This window comes from Proteus hauseri ATCC 700826, assembly GCF_001654965.1.
Classification (GTDB): Bacteria; Pseudomonadota; Gammaproteobacteria; order Enterobacterales; family Enterobacteriaceae; genus Proteus; species Proteus hauseri.
On the sequence record NZ_LXEV01000023.1, the window covers coordinates 236259 to 255316 of the forward strand.

Annotated in this window: 13 protein-coding genes; 7 read left to right on the forward strand and 6 right to left on the reverse strand. The window is 37.6% G+C overall.

All coding sequences use genetic code 11. The features are described 5' to 3' along the window. Positions 1-240: 240 nt before the first annotated feature. From M997_RS10830 to nirB, 4 genes are all read right to left on the reverse strand, one after another. Positions 241-1866, reverse strand: coding sequence for an ABC transporter substrate-binding protein (locus tag M997_RS10830; RefSeq protein ID WP_064720178.1), 1626 nt, complete (start codon positions 1864-1866; stop codon positions 241-243). 689 nt (positions 1867-2555) lie between these two features. After that, complete coding sequence (cysG, locus tag M997_RS10835) at positions 2556-3932, reverse strand: siroheme synthase CysG (RefSeq protein ID WP_064720127.1); 1377 nt, start codon at positions 3930-3932, stop codon at positions 2556-2558. A gap of 29 nt (positions 3933-3961) precedes the next feature. Further along, a complete protein-coding gene (gene nirD / locus M997_RS10840; RefSeq protein ID WP_064720128.1) occupies positions 3962-4294 on the reverse strand; it encodes a nitrite reductase small subunit NirD in 333 nt (110 codons plus the stop codon). Further along, entirely contained in the window at positions 4291-6837 is a 2547-nt protein-coding gene (gene nirB / locus M997_RS10845; RefSeq protein ID WP_064720129.1) for a nitrite reductase large subunit NirB, read from the reverse strand. Before nirB ends, nirD begins: the two co-directional genes overlap by 4 nt. Before the next feature lie 337 nt (positions 6838-7174). Between nirB and M997_RS10850 the strand changes: the two genes are divergently transcribed. From M997_RS10850 to M997_RS10870, 5 genes are all read left to right on the forward strand, one after another. Further along, positions 7175-8740: an ABC transporter substrate-binding protein gene (locus M997_RS10850; RefSeq protein ID WP_064720130.1), complete on the forward strand. Its 1566-nt coding sequence runs from the start codon at positions 7175-7177 to the stop codon at positions 8738-8740. An 83-nt stretch (positions 8741-8823) separates the two neighbouring features. Continuing rightward, the gene (locus M997_RS10855) at positions 8824-9867 is read left to right on the forward strand and encodes an ABC transporter permease (RefSeq protein ID WP_064720131.1); all 1044 of its coding nucleotides are present in this window, start codon (positions 8824-8826) and stop codon (positions 9865-9867) included. Beyond that, positions 9867-10697: an ABC transporter permease gene (locus tag M997_RS10860; protein WP_064720132.1), complete on the forward strand. Its 831-nt coding sequence runs from the start codon at positions 9867-9869 to the stop codon at positions 10695-10697. Before M997_RS10855 ends, M997_RS10860 begins: the two co-directional genes overlap by 1 nt. Next, positions 10690-11526 carry an ABC transporter ATP-binding protein gene (locus M997_RS10865; protein WP_064720133.1) on the forward strand — a complete coding sequence of 279 codons (837 nt, stop codon included), beginning with the start codon at positions 10690-10692 and terminating at the stop codon, positions 11524-11526. The genes M997_RS10860 and M997_RS10865 overlap by 8 nt, the downstream gene beginning before the upstream one ends. Then, positions 11513-12235: an ABC transporter ATP-binding protein gene (locus tag M997_RS10870; RefSeq protein WP_192876360.1), complete on the forward strand. Its 723-nt coding sequence runs from the start codon at positions 11513-11515 to the stop codon at positions 12233-12235. The genes M997_RS10865 and M997_RS10870 overlap by 14 nt, the downstream gene beginning before the upstream one ends. A gap of 78 nt (positions 12236-12313) precedes the next feature. Here M997_RS10870 and M997_RS10875 read toward each other — a convergent pair whose 3' ends face one another. Continuing rightward, positions 12314-12958, reverse strand: a complete 645-nt coding sequence (locus M997_RS10875; protein ID WP_064720135.1) for a YchE family NAAT transporter — start codon at positions 12956-12958, stop codon at positions 12314-12316. Positions 12959-13471: 513 nt separating this feature from the next. Between M997_RS10875 and adhE the strand changes: the two genes are divergently transcribed. Beyond that, complete coding sequence (adhE, locus tag M997_RS10880) at positions 13472-16138, forward strand: bifunctional acetaldehyde-CoA/alcohol dehydrogenase (protein WP_064720136.1); 2667 nt, start codon at positions 13472-13474, stop codon at positions 16136-16138. A gap of 1370 nt (positions 16139-17508) precedes the next feature. Here the strand turns inward: adhE and M997_RS10885 are convergent. Further along, on the reverse strand, positions 17509-18105 hold the full coding sequence (locus tag M997_RS10885) for a thymidine kinase (RefSeq protein ID WP_064720137.1): 597 nt from the start codon (positions 18103-18105) through the stop codon (positions 17509-17511). 509 nt (positions 18106-18614) lie between these two features. Between M997_RS10885 and hns the strand changes: the two genes are divergently transcribed. Next, positions 18615-19019 carry a histone-like nucleoid-structuring protein H-NS gene (gene hns / locus M997_RS10890; protein WP_064720138.1) on the forward strand — a complete coding sequence of 135 codons (405 nt, stop codon included), beginning with the start codon at positions 18615-18617 and terminating at the stop codon, positions 19017-19019. Positions 19020-19058: the final 39 nt, after the last annotated feature.

The following is a 19058-nucleotide window of genomic DNA, read 5'->3' on the forward strand; positions in this document are numbered from 1 at the left end:
CTGTGATGTTACTGTTGTGCTTTTAGAACGTTTTACACAACTTGTTGTTTTACAATAAATATTTCAATTTTATTACGTTGTCATCTATGCGTTATCGCATGATGTAATTATAATTTTTGTGCCGTTATATTTTTTGTGTAGTAGTTTTTATTCTGTACTTTATTTAAATATCTAAACTGCAAACCACTTTTTGATAAATAAAATCAGATATTGCTATAGAACCTTTATGACTTATCAGTTTTAGTCATCAACTGTTATAAAATAGCGCTTTAAGTCCGTATAATCAAAGGGGTCTTTACCTGTAAATCCGCCAACGGTTGGACTAACCAATCTAACACTCACACGATAATAAATAGGAACTATTGCTGAGTCCTTGTCTAACAAGGCTTCAGCTCGTTGATAGAGTTGATGTCGGGCGCCATTATCGACAGCAAGTAATGCATTCTCTAATGCTTGGTCATATTCTTTATTTTCATAAAAAATAGTATTTAAGCTGCTTGTTGAGATAAATGAGTTTAAGAATGAGGTTGGTTCGTTGTAATCGGCGCACCATGTTGCCCTTGCCACTTGGTAATTACCTTGGTTGCGACTTTCTAATGCTGTTTTCCATTCTTGATTTTGTAAAGTGACATTAGCGCCAATATTTTTCTTATACATTGACGCCGCAGCAATGGCTTGTTGTTTATTTTGGTCTGATGTGTTGTAGAGCAGCGTAAAAGATAATGGATGCTGACTATCAAAACCGGCTTCTTTTAATAACTCTCTCGCCCTTTCATTACGTTGTTGTTGTGTCCAACTAGACCATTTAGGTGCTTTAAAATTACCGTTACCAATAAAAGAGGGAGTAAAAGTGTAAGCGGGTATCTGCCCTTGCCCCATAATTTGCTCTGCAATAATTTGGCGATCAATACTTAATTTAACCGCTTCACGAACACGTACATCATCGAAAGGAGCGCGCTTATTATTTAATTCATAAAAAAAAGTGCATAAATAAGGTGTAATATGCAAATTTTGTGGCTGTTCTTGTTTCATTTTTTTATATAAAACAGGAGGAATTGCGCTATTGGTAATCTGTATTTCACCGCTGCGATAACGATTAATATCGCTGGTTTCTGAGCTTAATGGCAAGAAGATGGCTTGTTCAATAATGGTGTTTTTATTATCCCAATAGAGTGGGTTACGTTTTAGCGTCATCTTTTCATTTACTACCCAGTTATCGAGTAAATAAGCGCCATTGCCAACAAAATTCTCGGGACGAGTCCAATTCACACCATACTTTTCTACAATGTCTTTTTTAACTGGTTTTAATGATGTGTGATTAAGCATATCCACTAAATAAGGAATAGGCTGAGTTAACGTCACGCGTAATGTATGTTCATCTATTGCCTTTATCCCCAGTGTTTCAGGTTTTTTTTTGCCATTAAGAATATCTGCAATATTTTCAACATAGGCATATTCTAGATAGCTGGCATAAGGAGAGCCGGTTTTAGGATCGGCCAATCGACGCCAGCTATAAACAAAATCTTCTGCACTAACAGGTGTGCCATCACTCCATTTAGCATCATCACGCAAATAAAATGTCCATATTTTGTTATCTTCTGTTTCCCAACGTTGAGCAACACCCGGTATATTTTCACCATTAGGGCCAACATAAACCAAGCCTTCAAGAAGGTTTAAAATGATATTACTTTCAGGTGCACCCTCTACTTTATGAGGATCAAGCGAAGAAACTTCAGTGCCATTATTAATAACAATATGCTGCTGTTTAGAAAGTACTGTACCCTCAGGAGGGGTTGCGGCATAAGAAAAAGAGGACATTAACGCAAGTGAAACAAGACTTGCTGAAAGCGTCATTTTAGTAATCATGTTATTTTTCACTGGCACCTCTCCTAATAAATTAATATTTATAGCGGGGTCACTCTTGAAACAGCGCAAATAGTCTTGCTATTGCAACATAAAAGTATCGTTTTTATAGAACACATCAGATAATGGCCAGATAAAATAGATAGCTATACGCCCATTTTTTACACTTATCGTAAAAATTGTCAATTAATGCGATATTCTTCCCACTTAACTTTATTTAGCCCCGACATATTCTATCTTATCGAAATAAAAAAATACTATCCAAATAGATAAAACAACATATAAACATTTAATTAACATTGCGCAACTTTTATAGATAGAAAACCTACATAGCTCACAGAATTAATATAATAAATGCGCCTTTTACCCTAGATGCAGAACTTTGTTATGTTCCATTTGTAAGAAATTTCATAATGAAATTAATTTTAAACATAGTTAAATCGTTCTTTAGAATAAAAAACAAATCAAATCAGCACATATTTATGATTAATAAAGAATCACTTTTATTATTTATTTTTAAAATTTAATCTATTAATTGAAATGACCGTGATACTAAATCTTTTTATCTACAATATCTCTTTGATTTAAATAAAAACACCTCAATGTTAATATTTAGCATTGAGGTGTTTTAATGTTGGGGTGTTCTAATATAACAACATAACAATTGAGCTTATTACAACTTAGCTACTGTTTTATTTTTTTGACTGAAACCATTGCAGCTTTTCATTTAAAGTCACCACATCACCCACAATAATTAAAGATGGACTTTCCATTGTTTTGGCCATTTCACTCAATTGATGTAACTGTCCAGCTATCATTTTCTGACAAGCTAACGTTCCTTTTTCAATGATAGCCACTGGTGTTGTTGAACTCATATTTTGGCTTAATAGCTTTTCTTGAATAAATGCCGCTTTAGCCAGTCCCATATAAAATACTAATGTTTGATTTTTCTGTGCAATACATTGCCATTGTGCGTCATTAAGCCCTTTACCATGCCCGGTAATAAATCGAACGCTTTGAGCATAATCACGATGCGTTAAAGGAATACCCGCATAAGTTGTACACCCTGATGCAGCAGTTATTCCGGGTACGACAGAAAAAGGAATTTGGCTATCTATTAACGCTTCTAGTTCTTCGCTACCTCGGCCGAAAATAAAAGGATCTCCTCCTTTTAATCTCACAACACGTTTTCCTGCTGTCGCTTCGTTGATCAATATTTGGTTGATTTCATCTTGCGCTACGCAATGAAAACCCGCTTGTTTACCAACATAAATACGCTGCGCATCTCTACGCACTAATGCCATCACTTCATCAGAAACCAGCCTATCATAAACCACGACATCTGCTTGCTGACATTGTTGTAGTCCTTTGATAGTCATTAAGCCCGCATCTCCCGGCCCAGCCCCAACTAACGCCACACTGCCCTGAGGTGGTAATGTGGCAGAAAAAAGCTGATTAATACGTTGCTCAATACCGTTATCTCTTTTCGCTTCTATTTCTGCTTGTAATGCTTTGTCGGCAAAAAATTGCTCCCAAAAATAACGTCTGGCCGTTATTGACTTAAAATGTTGTTTAACTTTGGATCTTAATTTTCCGGCTATATCAGCAACAACACCTAATGATGTAGGTAATAATTGTTCGACTTTTTCTCGTAAAATACGGGCTAATACAGGCGCTTTTCCGCCCGATGAAATCGCCACCATAATAGGCGAACGATCAATCACAGAAGGCATAATAAAACTTGCTTGCTCTGGTGAATCAACCACATTACAAAAGATTTGTTTTTCACTCGCGGTTTGAAAAACCTGTTGATTGACTTGTTCATTGTCTGTTGCTGCAATTACAAGCCATTTACCAAGTAAATAATCAACACTAAATGATGCCTTGATGCAAGTGAGTTTTTGCTCTGTTTGCCACTGTATAAATTGCGGCGTAAAGCTAGGTGCAACAACTGAGAGTATGGCTCCTGCATCTATCAGTAATCTTGCTTTACGTTCAGCAATTTCACCGCCACCGACTAATAAACAAGGTTTATCTTTTAGCTGGCAGAATATTGGAAAATAATCCATATTCGTTTCCCCTTCTTTATTAGTTGGGACTATTTACCTGTGCGGACACTGACTATATTGCCTTCGACTTTGACATCAAACTGTCTGATCGAGAAGTTTTCATCTTCAAGGCAATGACCATCCGTTAAACGAAAATGCTGTTTTTTTAATGGGCTGACGATATACAACTCATTGTCATGTTCAGCAATTAATCCTCGCGATAACACACTAGAATGCGCAAAGGGATCAATATTACTTAATGCATATAGTTGTTCATCATGATAAGGACGAAATATCGCTACATGATCTTGTTCCACCAGCGCACAAATACCTGTTCCCGGTGTAATATCGTCTAATTGGCAAACTGCTATCCATTGACTCATGATTGCTCCTCCTCTGTTACCATTTTGATATCAATTCGTTCATCTAAACGCGCTGGGCGATGTTGAAAACGCTCTTTTACCATTTGAACAGTCGGATCAGGCATTGGGTTGTTAATAAAGTGAGCAAAACGTTTCAATGCATTAGGTGAATCAACCGTTTCTTTCCATTCACAAGCAACCCGCTCTTGTAAGGATTTTAGCTCTTTCTCGAGTTGTGTATTTAAACCCAATTTGTCGTGAATAATGACATCACGTAAATATTCAATACCACCTTCTAAGTTTTCTAACCAAACAGAAGTGCGTTGTAATTTATCGGCTGTACGAATATAAAACATCAAAAAGCGGTCGATATAATGAACTAGCGTTTCTTCATCAAGATCAGCTGCAAATAGATCACCATGACGAGGTTTCATACCACCATTACCGCCGAAATAGAGGTTCCAACCTTTATCTGTGGCAATGATACCGACATCTTTTCCTTGTGCTTCAGAACATTCCCGAGTACAGCCTGAAACACCAAATTTTATTTTGTGAGGCGCTCTTATACCTTTGTAGCGATGCTCTAAAGCAACACCTAAGCCGATACTATCGCCAACCCCAAAACGGCACCAACTGCTACCTACACAGGTTTTTACCATGCGTAATGCTTTGGCATAGGCATGTCCCGTTTCAAATCCCGCAGCAATTAGTTTTTGCCAAATCGCAGGTAGATCTTGTTTATGAGCACCAAACATAGCCATACGTTGTGAGCCCGTGATTTTGGTGTAAAGATTGTATTCTTGTGCAATTTGGCCAATGGCGATAATACCAGCGGGTGTAATTTCGCCCCCTAGAGAGCGAGGAATAATGGAATAAGTTCCATCTTTTTGCATATTGGCAAGGAAGTTGTCATTCGTATCTTGTAGGGGAACAAGGTCATCACGTAAAATATAGTCATTCCAGCAAGATGCTAACAAAGAGCCGACTGTTGGTTTACAAACTTCGCAACCATAACCTTGCCCATGCTTTTCTAATAATTCATCAAAGCTTTTCAGCCCTTCAACACGGATAAGATGATAGAGTTCTTGACGAGAATAGTGAAAATGCTCACAAAGATGATGATTAACTTCAATACCTTGCTTGGCTAATTCAGCATTTAATACTTGTGTAATAAGAGGAATGCAACCACCACAACCTGTGCCCGCTTTCGTTTCTGATTTAATGGCTGCAACAGTGTGGCATCCATGTTCAATAGCTTGAATAATGTCGCCTTTGGTTACATCAAAACAAGAGCAAATTTGAGCACTTTCCGGTAGAGAATCAACACCTATCGCGGGCTTACTCCCAGCATGAGCCGGTAAAATTAAGGTGTCAGGATGATCAGGCAATTCGATACTATTTAACGATAATTGCAACAGGTTGCCATAGTCTTCGGTATCACCGACCAACACAGCGCCTAATAAGTATTTGTTATCCTCACTCACAATCAGGCGTTTATAAATTTCTTTACCTTCATCTAAATAAATATAACTGCGGCACCCTGCTTGACGACCATGAGCATCACCAATCCCCCCCACATCAACGCCCAATAATTTCAATTTCGCACTTAAATCAGCACCTTGGAACTTTGTGTTATGACCTAGCAGATGATCAACGGCAACTTGCGCCATCTTATAACCGGGTGCAACTAAACCAAAAGTTTTATTGTGCCACGAAGCACATTCACCTATCGCATAGATGTCAGGATCTGAAGTCTGGCAGTAATCATTTATGGTGATGCCCCCTCTTGGGGCAATATCTAAACGGCATTGGCGAGCGAGTTTATCTTTCGGCCGAATACCTGTAGAGAAAACAATAAAATCGACTTCAAGGGAGGAGCCATCAGCAAATTGTAACGTTTTACGTGCTTGTGTGCCCGTTGATAAGATTTCTTGGGTGTTTTTAGCTGTGTGAACTTTTACTCCCATTCGTTCTATTTTTCGTTTAAGTTGCTCACCACCTAATGTATCTAACTGTTCGGCCATTAAAGTAGGAGCAAACTCAATAACATGGGTTTCAACGCCTAAACTTTTTAATGCGCCAGCCGCTTCTAACCCTAATAGCCCGCCGCCTATCACCGCACCTTTACGGCTGATACGCGCACAGGATTCAATTGCATTAAGATCTTCAATAGTCCGATAAACAAAACAATCTGGTGAGTTATTGCCTTTAATGGTGGGGATCCACGGATAAGAGCCTGTTGCCATGACTAATTTATCATAGCTAACACAACGCCCCGTATTAGTATGAACAAGCTTCTCTTCACGATTGATAGTGATAACACGCTCACCTATCAATACTTCGACCTGATGCTTTTCATAATATCCCTCTTTTACTAAAGAGAGTTCTTCGGCCGTATGATGAGAAAAATAAGAGGAGAGATGAACCCTATCATAAGCAACTCGCGGTTCTTCGCAAAAAACAACGATGTGATATTCTTCACTTCCACCTTTATCAATTAGCTCTTCGATATAACGATGGCCAACCATTCCGTTACCGATAACCGCGAGTGTTTTCTTGCTCATTTTCGCCTCAAATTTAAAGATATCTAAAGCTAAAATACGAGCCTACTCATAAGATATATTGATGGATATCAAATGCAGCTTAATCAATTCAGCTACTACAACTTAATAGTCAATTAGCATTAAAAAAATACCACCAAAGTAGTATCTGACTTTCTTTTTTTCCTAATAATTATTCCTCAACTATTATGAATAATGTTCTCTTATACCTTTACGTTATATATAAGCGTAATTAAAACTTTGCGAATTAATCACGTTTTACCTAAGTTGACTTCACAAAGTAATAACTAAGAAGTTATTCGCATAACGATTTTAGCTATACCGTCTCAGGGAGTGTCTTATGAAAGCAAAATTACTGTCGCTATTGGTTGTTGGTGCACTTTCAGCACCTGCGTTTGCAGCAACACCCGCAAATACATTAATTGTTGTACAAGGGTTAGATGATCTTGTCAGTCTTGATCCCGCAGAAAGTAACGAGCTTTCGAGTATTCAAACGATACCCAGCTTATATCAGCGTATTGTGCAACCCAATCGTGATAACCCTGAAATAAATGAACCTATTTTAGTTGAAAGCTGGCAAGCAAATCCGCAACAGAAATCTATCGTGTTTAAAATAAAGCCGGAGGCGAAATTTGCTTCGGGTAATCCTGTGCGTCCTGAGGATATTTTATTCTCTTACCAGCGTGCAATTACCATGAATAAATCACCTGCATTTATTTTAAATGTATTAGGTTGGAAGGCAGATAATATTGCTTCGCAACTTAAAAAAATCAGTGATAACGAATTTGAAGTACGTTGGACAGCAGATGTTAGCCCTGATGTAGTGTTAAATATCCTCTCTACTCCGATAGCTTCTATCGTTGATGAAAAACTTATTGCTGCACATATCAAAAATAATGATTTTGGTAATAGTTGGCTGAAAATGCATTCAGCTGGCAGTGGCGCTTATAAAATGCGCGCTTATCAACCACGCCAAGCTATTGTATTAGAAGCAAATCCACTTTCACCAACGGGTGCACCTAAAACAGCCAATATCATTATTAAAAATGTGCCTGATCCGGCATCAAGACGTTTATTAATAGAAAAAGGTGATGCTGATATTGCACGTGATTTAGGCACTGACCAAACCGCAGCATTAGCGGGTAAAGCGGGGATCCAAATTGTTAATATCCCTTCAGCTGAACAAGTTTATATGGCGTTTAATACTGCTAGCGGCAATTCGGTCTTAAATCAACCCGCATTTTGGCAGGCAGCACGTTATCTTGTCGATTATAAAGGTATTACCGAAGATTTAATGCGTGGACAATATTTTATCCACCAAAGTTTTTTACCTGTCGGTTTACCGGGCGCATTAGAAGATAATCCTTTTACTTTTGATCCTGAAAAAGCAAAAGCAATTTTGGCGCAAGCCGGAATTACAAACGCTCGCTTTACCTTAGATGTTGAAAATAAAGTGCCTTATATTACGGTGGCGCAATCTATACAGGCAAGTTTTGCTCAAGCTGGCGTACAGGTTGATTTGTTACCTGCCGCGGGTAGCCAAGTTTATACTCGTGTTCGTGCTAAACAGCATCAAGCCGCGATCCGTTTTTGGATCCCAGATTATTTTGATGCGCATTCAAACGCGAGTGCCTTTGCTTATAACGATGGGCAATCCAATACTGTTGCTTGGTTAAATGGCTGGCAAATTCCTGAATTAAGCAAACAGACGCTGGCTGCATTAAATGAAGCAGATAAAACTAAGCGCCAGAATTTATACACTGAAATGCAAAAAGAACTACAACGCAGCTCACCTTATGTGTTTATTGACCAAGGTAAAAACCAGATTGTTTTACGTGATAACATAAAAGGCTACGCTCAAGGTCTTAATGCAGATATGGTCTATTATGACAAAGTAACTAAATAATATTTTCTCAGCCACTCGTTATAGTGATATTTCGAGTGGTTATTTTTGTCATTTATTCTGTTATTTAATTAGGCTATTGCTGTATGAATACTGCTATTGCTTTACCTTCTCGCCTAAAAAGCCAGTTGATAACCTTTGCTCAAGGATTATTAACTCTGATACTAACCCTATTAGGGTTACTTATCATCACCTTTACCCTTTCGTCATTTTCTCCTGTTGATCCTGTGCTGCAAATTGTTGGCGATCACGCCAGTATCGAGACATACAATCAGGTAAAACACGAATTAGGGTTAGACTTACCGATTTACAGCCAATTTTTTCATTATGTTGCCGCATTATTAGAGGGGCAGTTAGGAACAGCAACCTCAACTGGACAACCGGTTATCGACGATCTATTGACCACATTTCCAGCGACGCTTGAATTAGCCACGGTAGCTTTGCTTATTGGGGCGAGTTTAGGCATTTTATTTGGTGTGTTGTGCGCGCGTTTTGTCGGTACTCCACTCGATTTCATCTTACGTATTTTTACGTTATTAGGCAGTTCAGTTCCTGTATTTTGGTTAGGTCTTATTTTACTACTTATTTTTTATGCCACACTACAGTGGACAGCCGGCCCCGGTCGATTAGATGATATTTATCAGTTCACTATCGAGCCTGTAACTGGATTTGCATTAATAGATACTTTGCTTGCGGGCGATAAAGATGCTTTTTTTAATGCTATCTCACACCTTATTTTACCTGTTTCTTTGCTTGCCTATTTTGCATTAGCTTCTATTACGCGATTAACTCGATCTGCCTGTCTAAATGAGATGGATAAAGAGTATGTCACTTTAGCTAGAGCAAAAGGTGTGAGTGAATTACGTATTCTTTTTACTCATGTTTTACCTAATATCCGCGGGGTATTAATGACTATTATTGCCCTTTCTTACACTAGCATGCTAGAAGGTGCGGTATTAACAGAAACAGTATTTTCTTGGCCGGGTATTGGTCGATATCTCACAACAGCGCTATTTGCTGGCGATGCTACTGCGATTATGGGTGGAACATTGGTGATCGGGCTTTGCTTTGTTTTTATTAATAATATGACGGATATGCTTATTCGTTTAACTGATCCGAGGCTTCGCTAATGTTAACTCGATTTCTAACTAAAATAGCGCGATCTCCTTCAGCCTTAATCGGTTTATTACTGCTGATTTTATTATTTGCTATTGCATTATTTGCACCTTGGTTGGCACCACAAGATCCCAATTGGCAAAATGCAGCTCAGCGATTACTTGCTCCTAATGCTCAACATTGGTTGGGCACTGATAACTATGGTCGCGATATTCTTTCTCGTGTGATTTACGGTACTCGTCCTATGTTAGGTCTAGTGGGACTTGTTGCGCTTATCACCCTACCATTGGGTTTATTGATTGGTATTTTGTCTGGTTATTATGGTGGTTGGACAGAACGTATTTTGATGCGTTTTACCGATATTGTAATGTCGATGCCCTCGCTTATTTTAGCGTTTGCTTTTGTCGCAATGCTTGGCCCAGGTCTGCTTAATGGCGCGCTTGCTTTAGCACTTACGGCATGGCCGGCTTATGCCAGACAAGCGCGCAGTGAAATTCAACACTTGCGCAATAGTGATTATTTAGCCGCTGCTGAAATGATGGGAATTAAGGGTTTTCGGTTACTTTGGGGGCACATATTACCCCTATGCCTTCCTTCGGCAATAGTCCGTTTGGCGTTAAATCTTGCGGTTATTATTCTTGCGGCGGCTGGATTAGGTTTTCTTGGGTTAGGCGCTCGCCCGCCTATGGCTGAATGGGGAGCCATGATTGCAGAAGGTATGCCGGTTATTTTTGATCAATGGTGGGTTGCTGCAATCCCCGGCGCGGCGATTTTAATCAGTAGCCTTGCTTTTAATCTGTTGGGTGATGGCTTACGTGATTTATTAGGAGATGCTAATGAGTAATACGCCTTTAATTGAGGTAGACAAACTCTGTATTGATTATCCAAGCGCAAGAGTGGTAAATAATGTTTCATTTTCATTAGGGCAAGAACGCTTAGCTCTTGTTGGTGAATCTGGCTCAGGAAAATCAATGACAGCACGATCCCTAATGGGATTAGTGCGCAAACCGGGAAAAGTTAGCGCAAATAAATTAATGTTAGCAGGTGAGAATTTACTGAATTATTCTCCTCGACAATGGAATAACGTGCGCGGCAAAACAATCTCAATGATATTGCAAGATCCTCGTTACGCACTTAATCCTGTAAAAACCATCTATCAGCAAATCGATGAATCAGTCAAACTACATCAAACGCTCTCTCATCAAGATAGACATCAATTAATCATCGAAACACTGTTAGCGGTGGGATTACCTGAGCAAAATATTTATCGTTATCCGGGTGAATTATCGGGCGGTATGGGACAACGAGCGATGATTGCTATCGCGCTAATTAATAATCCCACCATTTTGATTGCTGATGAACCGACTTCAGCGCTAGATGCACAGTTACGCCACCAAATTCTTGAATTAATCATTACACAGTGCGAACAACGTAAAATGGGATTGTTGTTAATCAGCCATGATTTACCGCTGGTATCAGAATATTGCGAACGCGTAATGGTGATGTATCAAGGTGAGCAAGTTGATGAACTCAGCGCAAAAACATTACCAGAAGCAACGCATCCCTACACGCGTACACTCTGGACATGCAGACCCAGTGCAAAAACCTATGGTACTGAGTTACCTGTATTAGATAGAACGCTTAATTTCAAGGGGCTCTATCATGCTGATTGATATTCATAACTTACAGATCCGCTTTGAACAGGGAAGACAAATTAAGCAAGTTGTTAATAATATTAATTTGCAAGTAAAACAAGGTGAAACTTTTAGCCTTATTGGCCGCTCTGGTTGTGGTAAATCAACGGTTTTACGGGTTATTGCTGGGCTATTGCGCCAATGGCAAGGGGACATATCGCTATTAGGGCAATCTATTCAGCCTCACCAACGTTTTCAGGGTAGATTACGACGTAATGTGCAAATGGTGTTTCAAGATCCTTATGCTTCGTTGCATCCACAACATCGTATTGAACGCGCATTTTCAGAGCCATTAAAAATCCATCAAATTCCATTTGATCATTCAACAATTAGTCATGCATTAGAGCAAGTTGGTTTGCCAGCAGATATCGTTAGTCGTTATCCACATCAACTTTCTGGTGGTCAACGTCAACGCGTTGCAATAGCAAGGGCTTTATTATTGCAGCCGCAATTATTGTTACTGGATGAGCCAACATCGGCGTTGGATATGTCTGTTCAAGCAGAAATACTCAATCTGCTTAATGAACTAAAAAAACAGCATAATATGACCTATTTACTCGTAAGCCATGATGCTGATGTTATTGCTCATATGTCTGATAGAGCCGCATTAATGGAGAATGGTGAATTAACACGACATTATGATAGAGAGGCGTTGTCACAAGGGATCCATCGCCTTGATAGTCATTAAAGAAAAGTAAATAAAAGAAAAAACAAGAGCAGTATGGGTGGGATTTATACTGCTCTTTTTAATGCAACTACACTGTGTTTAGACTAATAATCCCGGAAAAATAGAACGTAAACCGGTAACAATAAATTCAATACCTAAAGACATTAATAATAAGCCCATTATACGAGTCACTACGTTAATGCCCGTTTGTCCTAAATATTTTACTAATAACGTCGCACTGCGGAAAAGTAACCAACAACAGAATGCGAAAAAAATACTGGTTGCGGCTAATCCTAAAAAGTTAGTAAAACCTTCCCAGCGAGAGCTCCAAACAATACAAGAACTAATAGCCCCAGGCCCCGCCATCAAGGGTAATGCTAGAGGAACAACAGCAACACTACTACGCACCGCTGATTCATTCCGTTCTTGATTATTTTGTTTATCTTCTCCTAAACGCCCATTAATCATAGTCATTGCGATAGTAACAATGAGCATTCCTCCTGCTATCCTAAATGAATCGATAGAAATACCAAAAATATTCAGGATAGAGTCCCCGACTAAAAGAGAGGTAACTAAAATGATGGCAACGGAGCCATTTGCAATCAAATTAGTTTTATTACGTCCTGCATCAGTTTGATAACTTGTCATACTAATAAAGACAGGCAAGATCCCAACTGGGTTTACAATAGCAAAAAGACCAACAAAAAATTTTATATAACCGGATAAATCCAGCAGTGACCCCATGAAAAGCCCCTTCTTGGCTAATAAACATGCGAATTATTCTACTCACGATAAAATAACTACAAAAATGCGCGTTACTTTAAATCAATAAACCAGTTAATTCTATTAGTTAACAAGTTTTTACCTAAGATTTTCTCTGGTAAACAGATCTCATTGTAGTGATTTAATTTTATATTCAAATAAAGCTTACTACAAAAAAATAGTTTAACTTTATAAGAAAATGATAATCATTATCATAAAAAGCCCTGCTGAAAGGTGTCAGCTTGTGTTTTTTGTGACTTAAATCACGTTAATTAATTAGAAAGATGGTAAGCTGTTATCAATAGGAAAAAGAAATCCAATTTGAAAATATATTTGCGTTGGTTATTGTTTTTTCTGAGCTTTTTAAGCAAATTAGGGCGGCTAATTATTATTACATAAATAAGTACATTGCCCCTTATCTGGGCTATTCTTATTAGTGTTGATTTAAACAGCTAATTTGCTTAAAAAGTTTAACATTTTATCAGGAGTCTCTTTATGTCTGTAACTAACGTTACTGAACTCAATGATTTGGTTGCTCGTGTAAAAAAAGCTCAGCTTGAATTTGCTAACTTCTCGCAAGAACAAGTTGATGCGATTTTCCGTGCCGCTGCACTAGCCGCTGCTGATGCTCGTATCCCTCTTGCAAAATTGGCTGTTGAAGAGTCTGGCATGGGTATTATCGAAGATAAAGTGATTAAAAACCACTTTGCTTCTGAGTATATCTACAATGCTTATAAAGATGAAAAAACCTGCGGGATTTTATCTGAAGATTTAACTTATGGCACAATGACCATTGCTGAACCTATCGGTATTATTTGTGGTATTGTCCCAACAACCAATCCAACTTCTACCGCGATTTTTAAAGCACTTATCAGCTTAAAAACGCGTAATGGTATTATTTTCTCGCCACATCCACGTGCAAAATTAGCCACTAACCGCGCAGCTGAAATCGTATTAAAAGCAGCTATCGCAGCGGGTGCACCAAAAGATATTATTGGCTGGATCGATGAACCTTCAGTCGCTCTTTCTAACGCATTAATGCACCATGACGATATAAACCTGATCTTAGCGACAGGTGGTCCTGGTATGGTAAAAGCGGCTTATAGCTCAGGTAAACCAGCCATTGGTGTAGGTGCAGGTAATACACCTGTTGTTATTGATGATTCTGCGGATGTCAAACGTGCTGTCGCCTCCATTCTCATGTCTAAAACCTTTGATAATGGTGTTATTTGTGCGTCAGAACAATCTGTTATCGTGGTAGACAGCGTTTATAAACAAGTTCGTGAACGCTTCTCTACTCATGGCGGTTACATTTTAACGGGTAAAGACTTAAAAGCAGTTCAAGATATCATCTTAAAAGACGGTAACTTAAACGCCGCTATCGTAGGTCAACCGGCAACAAAAATTGCAGAAATGGCGGGCATCACTGTACCGGCAAATACCAAAATTCTGATTGGTGAAGTGAAAGAAACAACGCCAGCAGAACCTTTTGCTCACGAAAAATTATCGCCACTATTAGCGATGTATCATGCTGAAACATTTGAAAGTGCGGTACACATTGCTGAAAAATTAGTTGAGATGGGCGGTATTGGCCATACTTCTTGTTTATATACAGACCAAGATAACCAACCTGAACATGTTGCCTATTTTGGCGACAAAATGAAGACTTCACGTATTCTAATTAATACCCCTGCTTCTCAAGGCGGTATCGGTGACTTGTATAACTTTAAACTTGCACCTTCTCTGACGCTAGGCTGTGGTTCATGGGGTGGCAACTCCATTTCTGAAAACGTAGGGCCTAAACACCTTATCAACACTAAAACCGTGGCGAAAAGAGCAGAGAATATGTTGTGGCATAAACTTCCTAAATCTATCTATTTCCGCCGTGGTTGTTTACCTATCGCGCTGGAAGAAATCGCAAGTGACGGTAAAAAACGTGCTTTCATCGTAACCGATAGTTTCTTATTTAATAATGGTTATGTTGATGAAGTAACGCGTGTACTGAAAAAATTTGGTGTTGAAACTGAAATTTTCTTTGAAGTTGAAGCAGATCCAACCTTAAGTGTTGTACGTAAAGGTGCTGAGCAAATGCATAGCTTCAAGCCCGATGTGATTATCGCATTAGGTGGTGGTTCACCAATGGATGCGGCTAAAATCATGTGGGTTATGTATGAGCATCCAGAAACTCATTTTGAAGAATTAGCGTTACGCTTTATGGATATCCGTAAACGTATCTATAAATTCCCTAAAATGGGCGTAAAAGCACAAATGGTTGCAATCACAACCACTTCGGGTACTGGTTCTGAAGTTACTCCGTTTGCGGTTGTTACTGATGATGAAACAGGCCAAAAATATCCATTAGCAGACTACGCATTAACACCAGATATGGCGATTGTAGATGCTAACTTGGTGATGAATATGCCTAAATCACTGTGTGCATTTGGTGGTTTAGATGCAGTAACTCACGCATTAGAAGCTTATGTTTCTGTATTAGCGAATGAATATTCTGATGGACAAGCGTTGCAAGCACTGAAATTGCTGAAAGAATATCTGCCAGCAAGCTACCATGAAGGAGCTAAAAACCCAGTTGCTCGTGAGCGTGTTCATAATGCGGCAACGATTGCAGGTATTGCATTTGCGAACGCATTCCTTGGGGTTTGTCACTCAATGGCGCACAAATTGGGCTCAGAGTTCCATATTCCACACGGTTTAGCAAATGCCCTACTTATCTCTAACGTTATTCGTTATAACGCTAATGATAATCCAACTAAACAGACTGCATTTAGCCAATATGACCGCCCTCAAGCGCGTCGTCGTTATGCTGAAATTGCCGACCACTTAGAGCTATCAGCACCAGGAGATCGCACCGCAGCTAAAATTGAAAAATTATTAGCATGGTTAGAAGAGATGAAATCTTCATTAGGTATTCCATCTTCTATTCGTGAAGCGGGCGTTCAAGAAAGTGATTTCTTAGCGAAAGTAGATAAGTTATCTGAAGATGCATTCGATGACCAATGTACTGGCGCTAACCCACGTTATCCGCTGATTTCTGAATTAAAACAATTATTACTTGATACTTACTATGGCCGTGAATTTAGCGAACATTTAGAAGTAGAAGTAAAAGAAGAAGCTAAAGTTACGAAAAAAAGTAATAAGAAATAATCGAAAGATTCTGTGTTCAGAATACCCCTCATATTTTTGATTAATAAAAACCCAGCTTAAAGGCTGGGTTTTCTTTTATATCTAAATAAGTTATCGCGAGCATGGCATCTTACATAGCTGCCTAAAAGTAAGTGTTTATACGTATGTAAATTGCATTTTATCTGTTGATAATTACCACTCTATAATTCACTAGTGATAAAAAGCGTTGTAATTAATGTTAAACGCTTTATTAAGTAAGTCATAGTTTTGCCCTAGATAATGACAACAATTGCCATAGAATCGATTACAGTAAGTTGTTGCCTTTCCTCGCTCGTCGTATTTTGCATTTACTATTCAATTTTTATTCTTTTTACATCGTAATTAGATAGCCGTTATTTTTATAATACTTGTTTATACCCTGTCAGATGAAAAATGTGTTAACGGTGATTAGTTCTTTAAGCTATCAACTTGCGGTCTTAATTTTATGGCCATACTTATTTGTTACTTTCTTGTTTCATCAAATTCATTCCCTATTTTATCTATAAAAATAAAGCCAAGAGCATAACCCATGCAATATAAGGCTTAATATTTGACTTATGGCAATATCGACACTAAAACCACGAAAAAGGACGTTAGCACCAAAAAAAGATCTTTTAAAACGAGCATGTACAATCAAATAAAGTAAACAATAAATTTAACGAAAAAATTTCAGGAATGAGCTGTGGCATATTCTCATCAATAACAACATTTCAATAATATATTAGCGAAAAAATTTCTCTCTATATTTAAAGTTTATCATCACCAATATACAAGGTTATTTGTTCAATCCTTACCACTAAATACTACTTTAGTAGTAGTGGAGATAGCGGCGTTTGAGCAGATATGTTTATCACATTTGTAAATTTATTTAAAAACTGATCATTTCAAATAATTCATTTAACGAATACGTAGGTAATGATATAAAAATTTCACACCATTAAGCGTAAGGGAAAAACAAGAAATTTGTGTATATAGTTATCTTTATCCAATTTCATTAAACTATGAATAATATGAATACATCAAATGTATATCATTAGTATCATTTGTAAAAAACAATATCAGCATCACAAAACAAACAGCATAAATCGATTTGATTATCTTTTTCTTGATTAAAGATAATGAAATTTCTTAAGCAAATAAACATTTCTAGGTAAAAACTAACATTTTTTTACACCCAGAAATTATTGCTGAATAAACTTGATATAAAAAGAAGCAATAAAACAACTAAAATAAAGTAATAGATAAACTATTTTTAGCTCTGATAAAGTAAGATTTTTATTTATTAGTTATTAGTTATTTTTATTCCCCTCTCGTGTCATTATTATTTAGCAAAAGAGGGGGAAATAAGTAGGCTACTCTTGTTCGATGCTCCCCTTTAGCGTTGCTTGCGTATAATGTTTACGACATACTGAAACATATTTTTCATTTCCACCAATTTCAACTTGGTCACCATCTGAAAGTACATTCCCTTCATTATCTAAACGCAATACTTTATTTGCTTTTCGCCCGCAATAGCAGACTGTTTTTAGTTCTACAAGCTTATCAGCCCATGCTAATAAATAAGCACTTCCTGTGAAAAGCTCACCTCTGAAATCAGTTCTTAAGCCATAAGTGAGCACAGGAATATCATAGCTATCTGTTATTTCACAAAGCTGTTCTACGTGTGCCTTACTTAAGAATTGGCATTCATCAATCAATACACAATGAATAGCCTCTTTGTTATTCTCCGCAACAATAACATCCCTAATATTCATATCATCGCTAAATAGCCGTGCATCCGCACTTAATCCTATTCTTGAGCTGATTTTTCCCTTTGCAAAGCGTGTATCAATAGCTGCTGTGAAAATCAGTGTCCGCATTCCTCGTTCATTATAGTTATAAGAAGATTGCAATAAAGATGTTGATTTTCCAGCATTCATAGCTGAATAATAAAAGTAAAGCTGAGCCATCAGCTCTCTCCCTAAATAGTGTTTATTATGGCGAGCGACAGTTTAACATAAACAAACTGCAAATTTTCAATAACAACTATTTATTACCTTTATTTGTATTTTCAATATACCTTAAAAAGATGTAGATAGTAGATAGCCCTAATCTTTGTATAAAAAATAAATAGCCTTAATAAGTACTTAACATATTAAAACAATCCTTGATATACGCTTATTAAAGTATGAAAGTTAGTCTTAATGCATTTATAGAAAAAAGTCCATTATTATAAAAAAATGAACAAAGCTTTCTATTCTTTTACATTAGCGTTATCATCAGTTAAAAGATGCATTTCCTTACTAATATTTCCTTTATTGACTAAAGATGCCTCAACTTTTAATATTTTTTTTGTAAAGATATTACTTTAGAAAAAAGAAATTTTACGTTAGGTTTGTATTTAGCTATTGCAGAAATTTAAATAGCAATCTATTATTAGTATTACATCAGCCAACAACATTTATTTGAGACCAGGAAAATGAGCGAATCTTTAAAAATATTAAATAACATCCGTACTCTCCGCGCACAGGCAAGAGAAACTTCTTTAGAAACTTTAGAAGAAATGCTGGAAAAACTCGAAGTTGTCGTTAATGAGCGTCGTGAAGAATTCTCATTAGAAAAAGCAGCTGAAGAAGAGCGCGTACAGAAATTACAAAAATACCGTGAAATGTTAGAAGAAGCTGGAATTGATCCAACTGATCTTTTAGAAGCAAATGCAGTTAATAAGACTGGCCGTGCTAAACGCGCTGCTCGCCCTGCTAAATATTCTTACGTTGATGAAAATGGTGAAACTAAAACTTGGACTGGCCAAGGTCGTACACCAGCTGTAATCAAACGTGCTATTGATGAAGAAGGCAAATCATTAGACGATTTCCTTATCTAATTTAAGTCAATTCTCTATTTGAAATACCCTTTTAAAAAT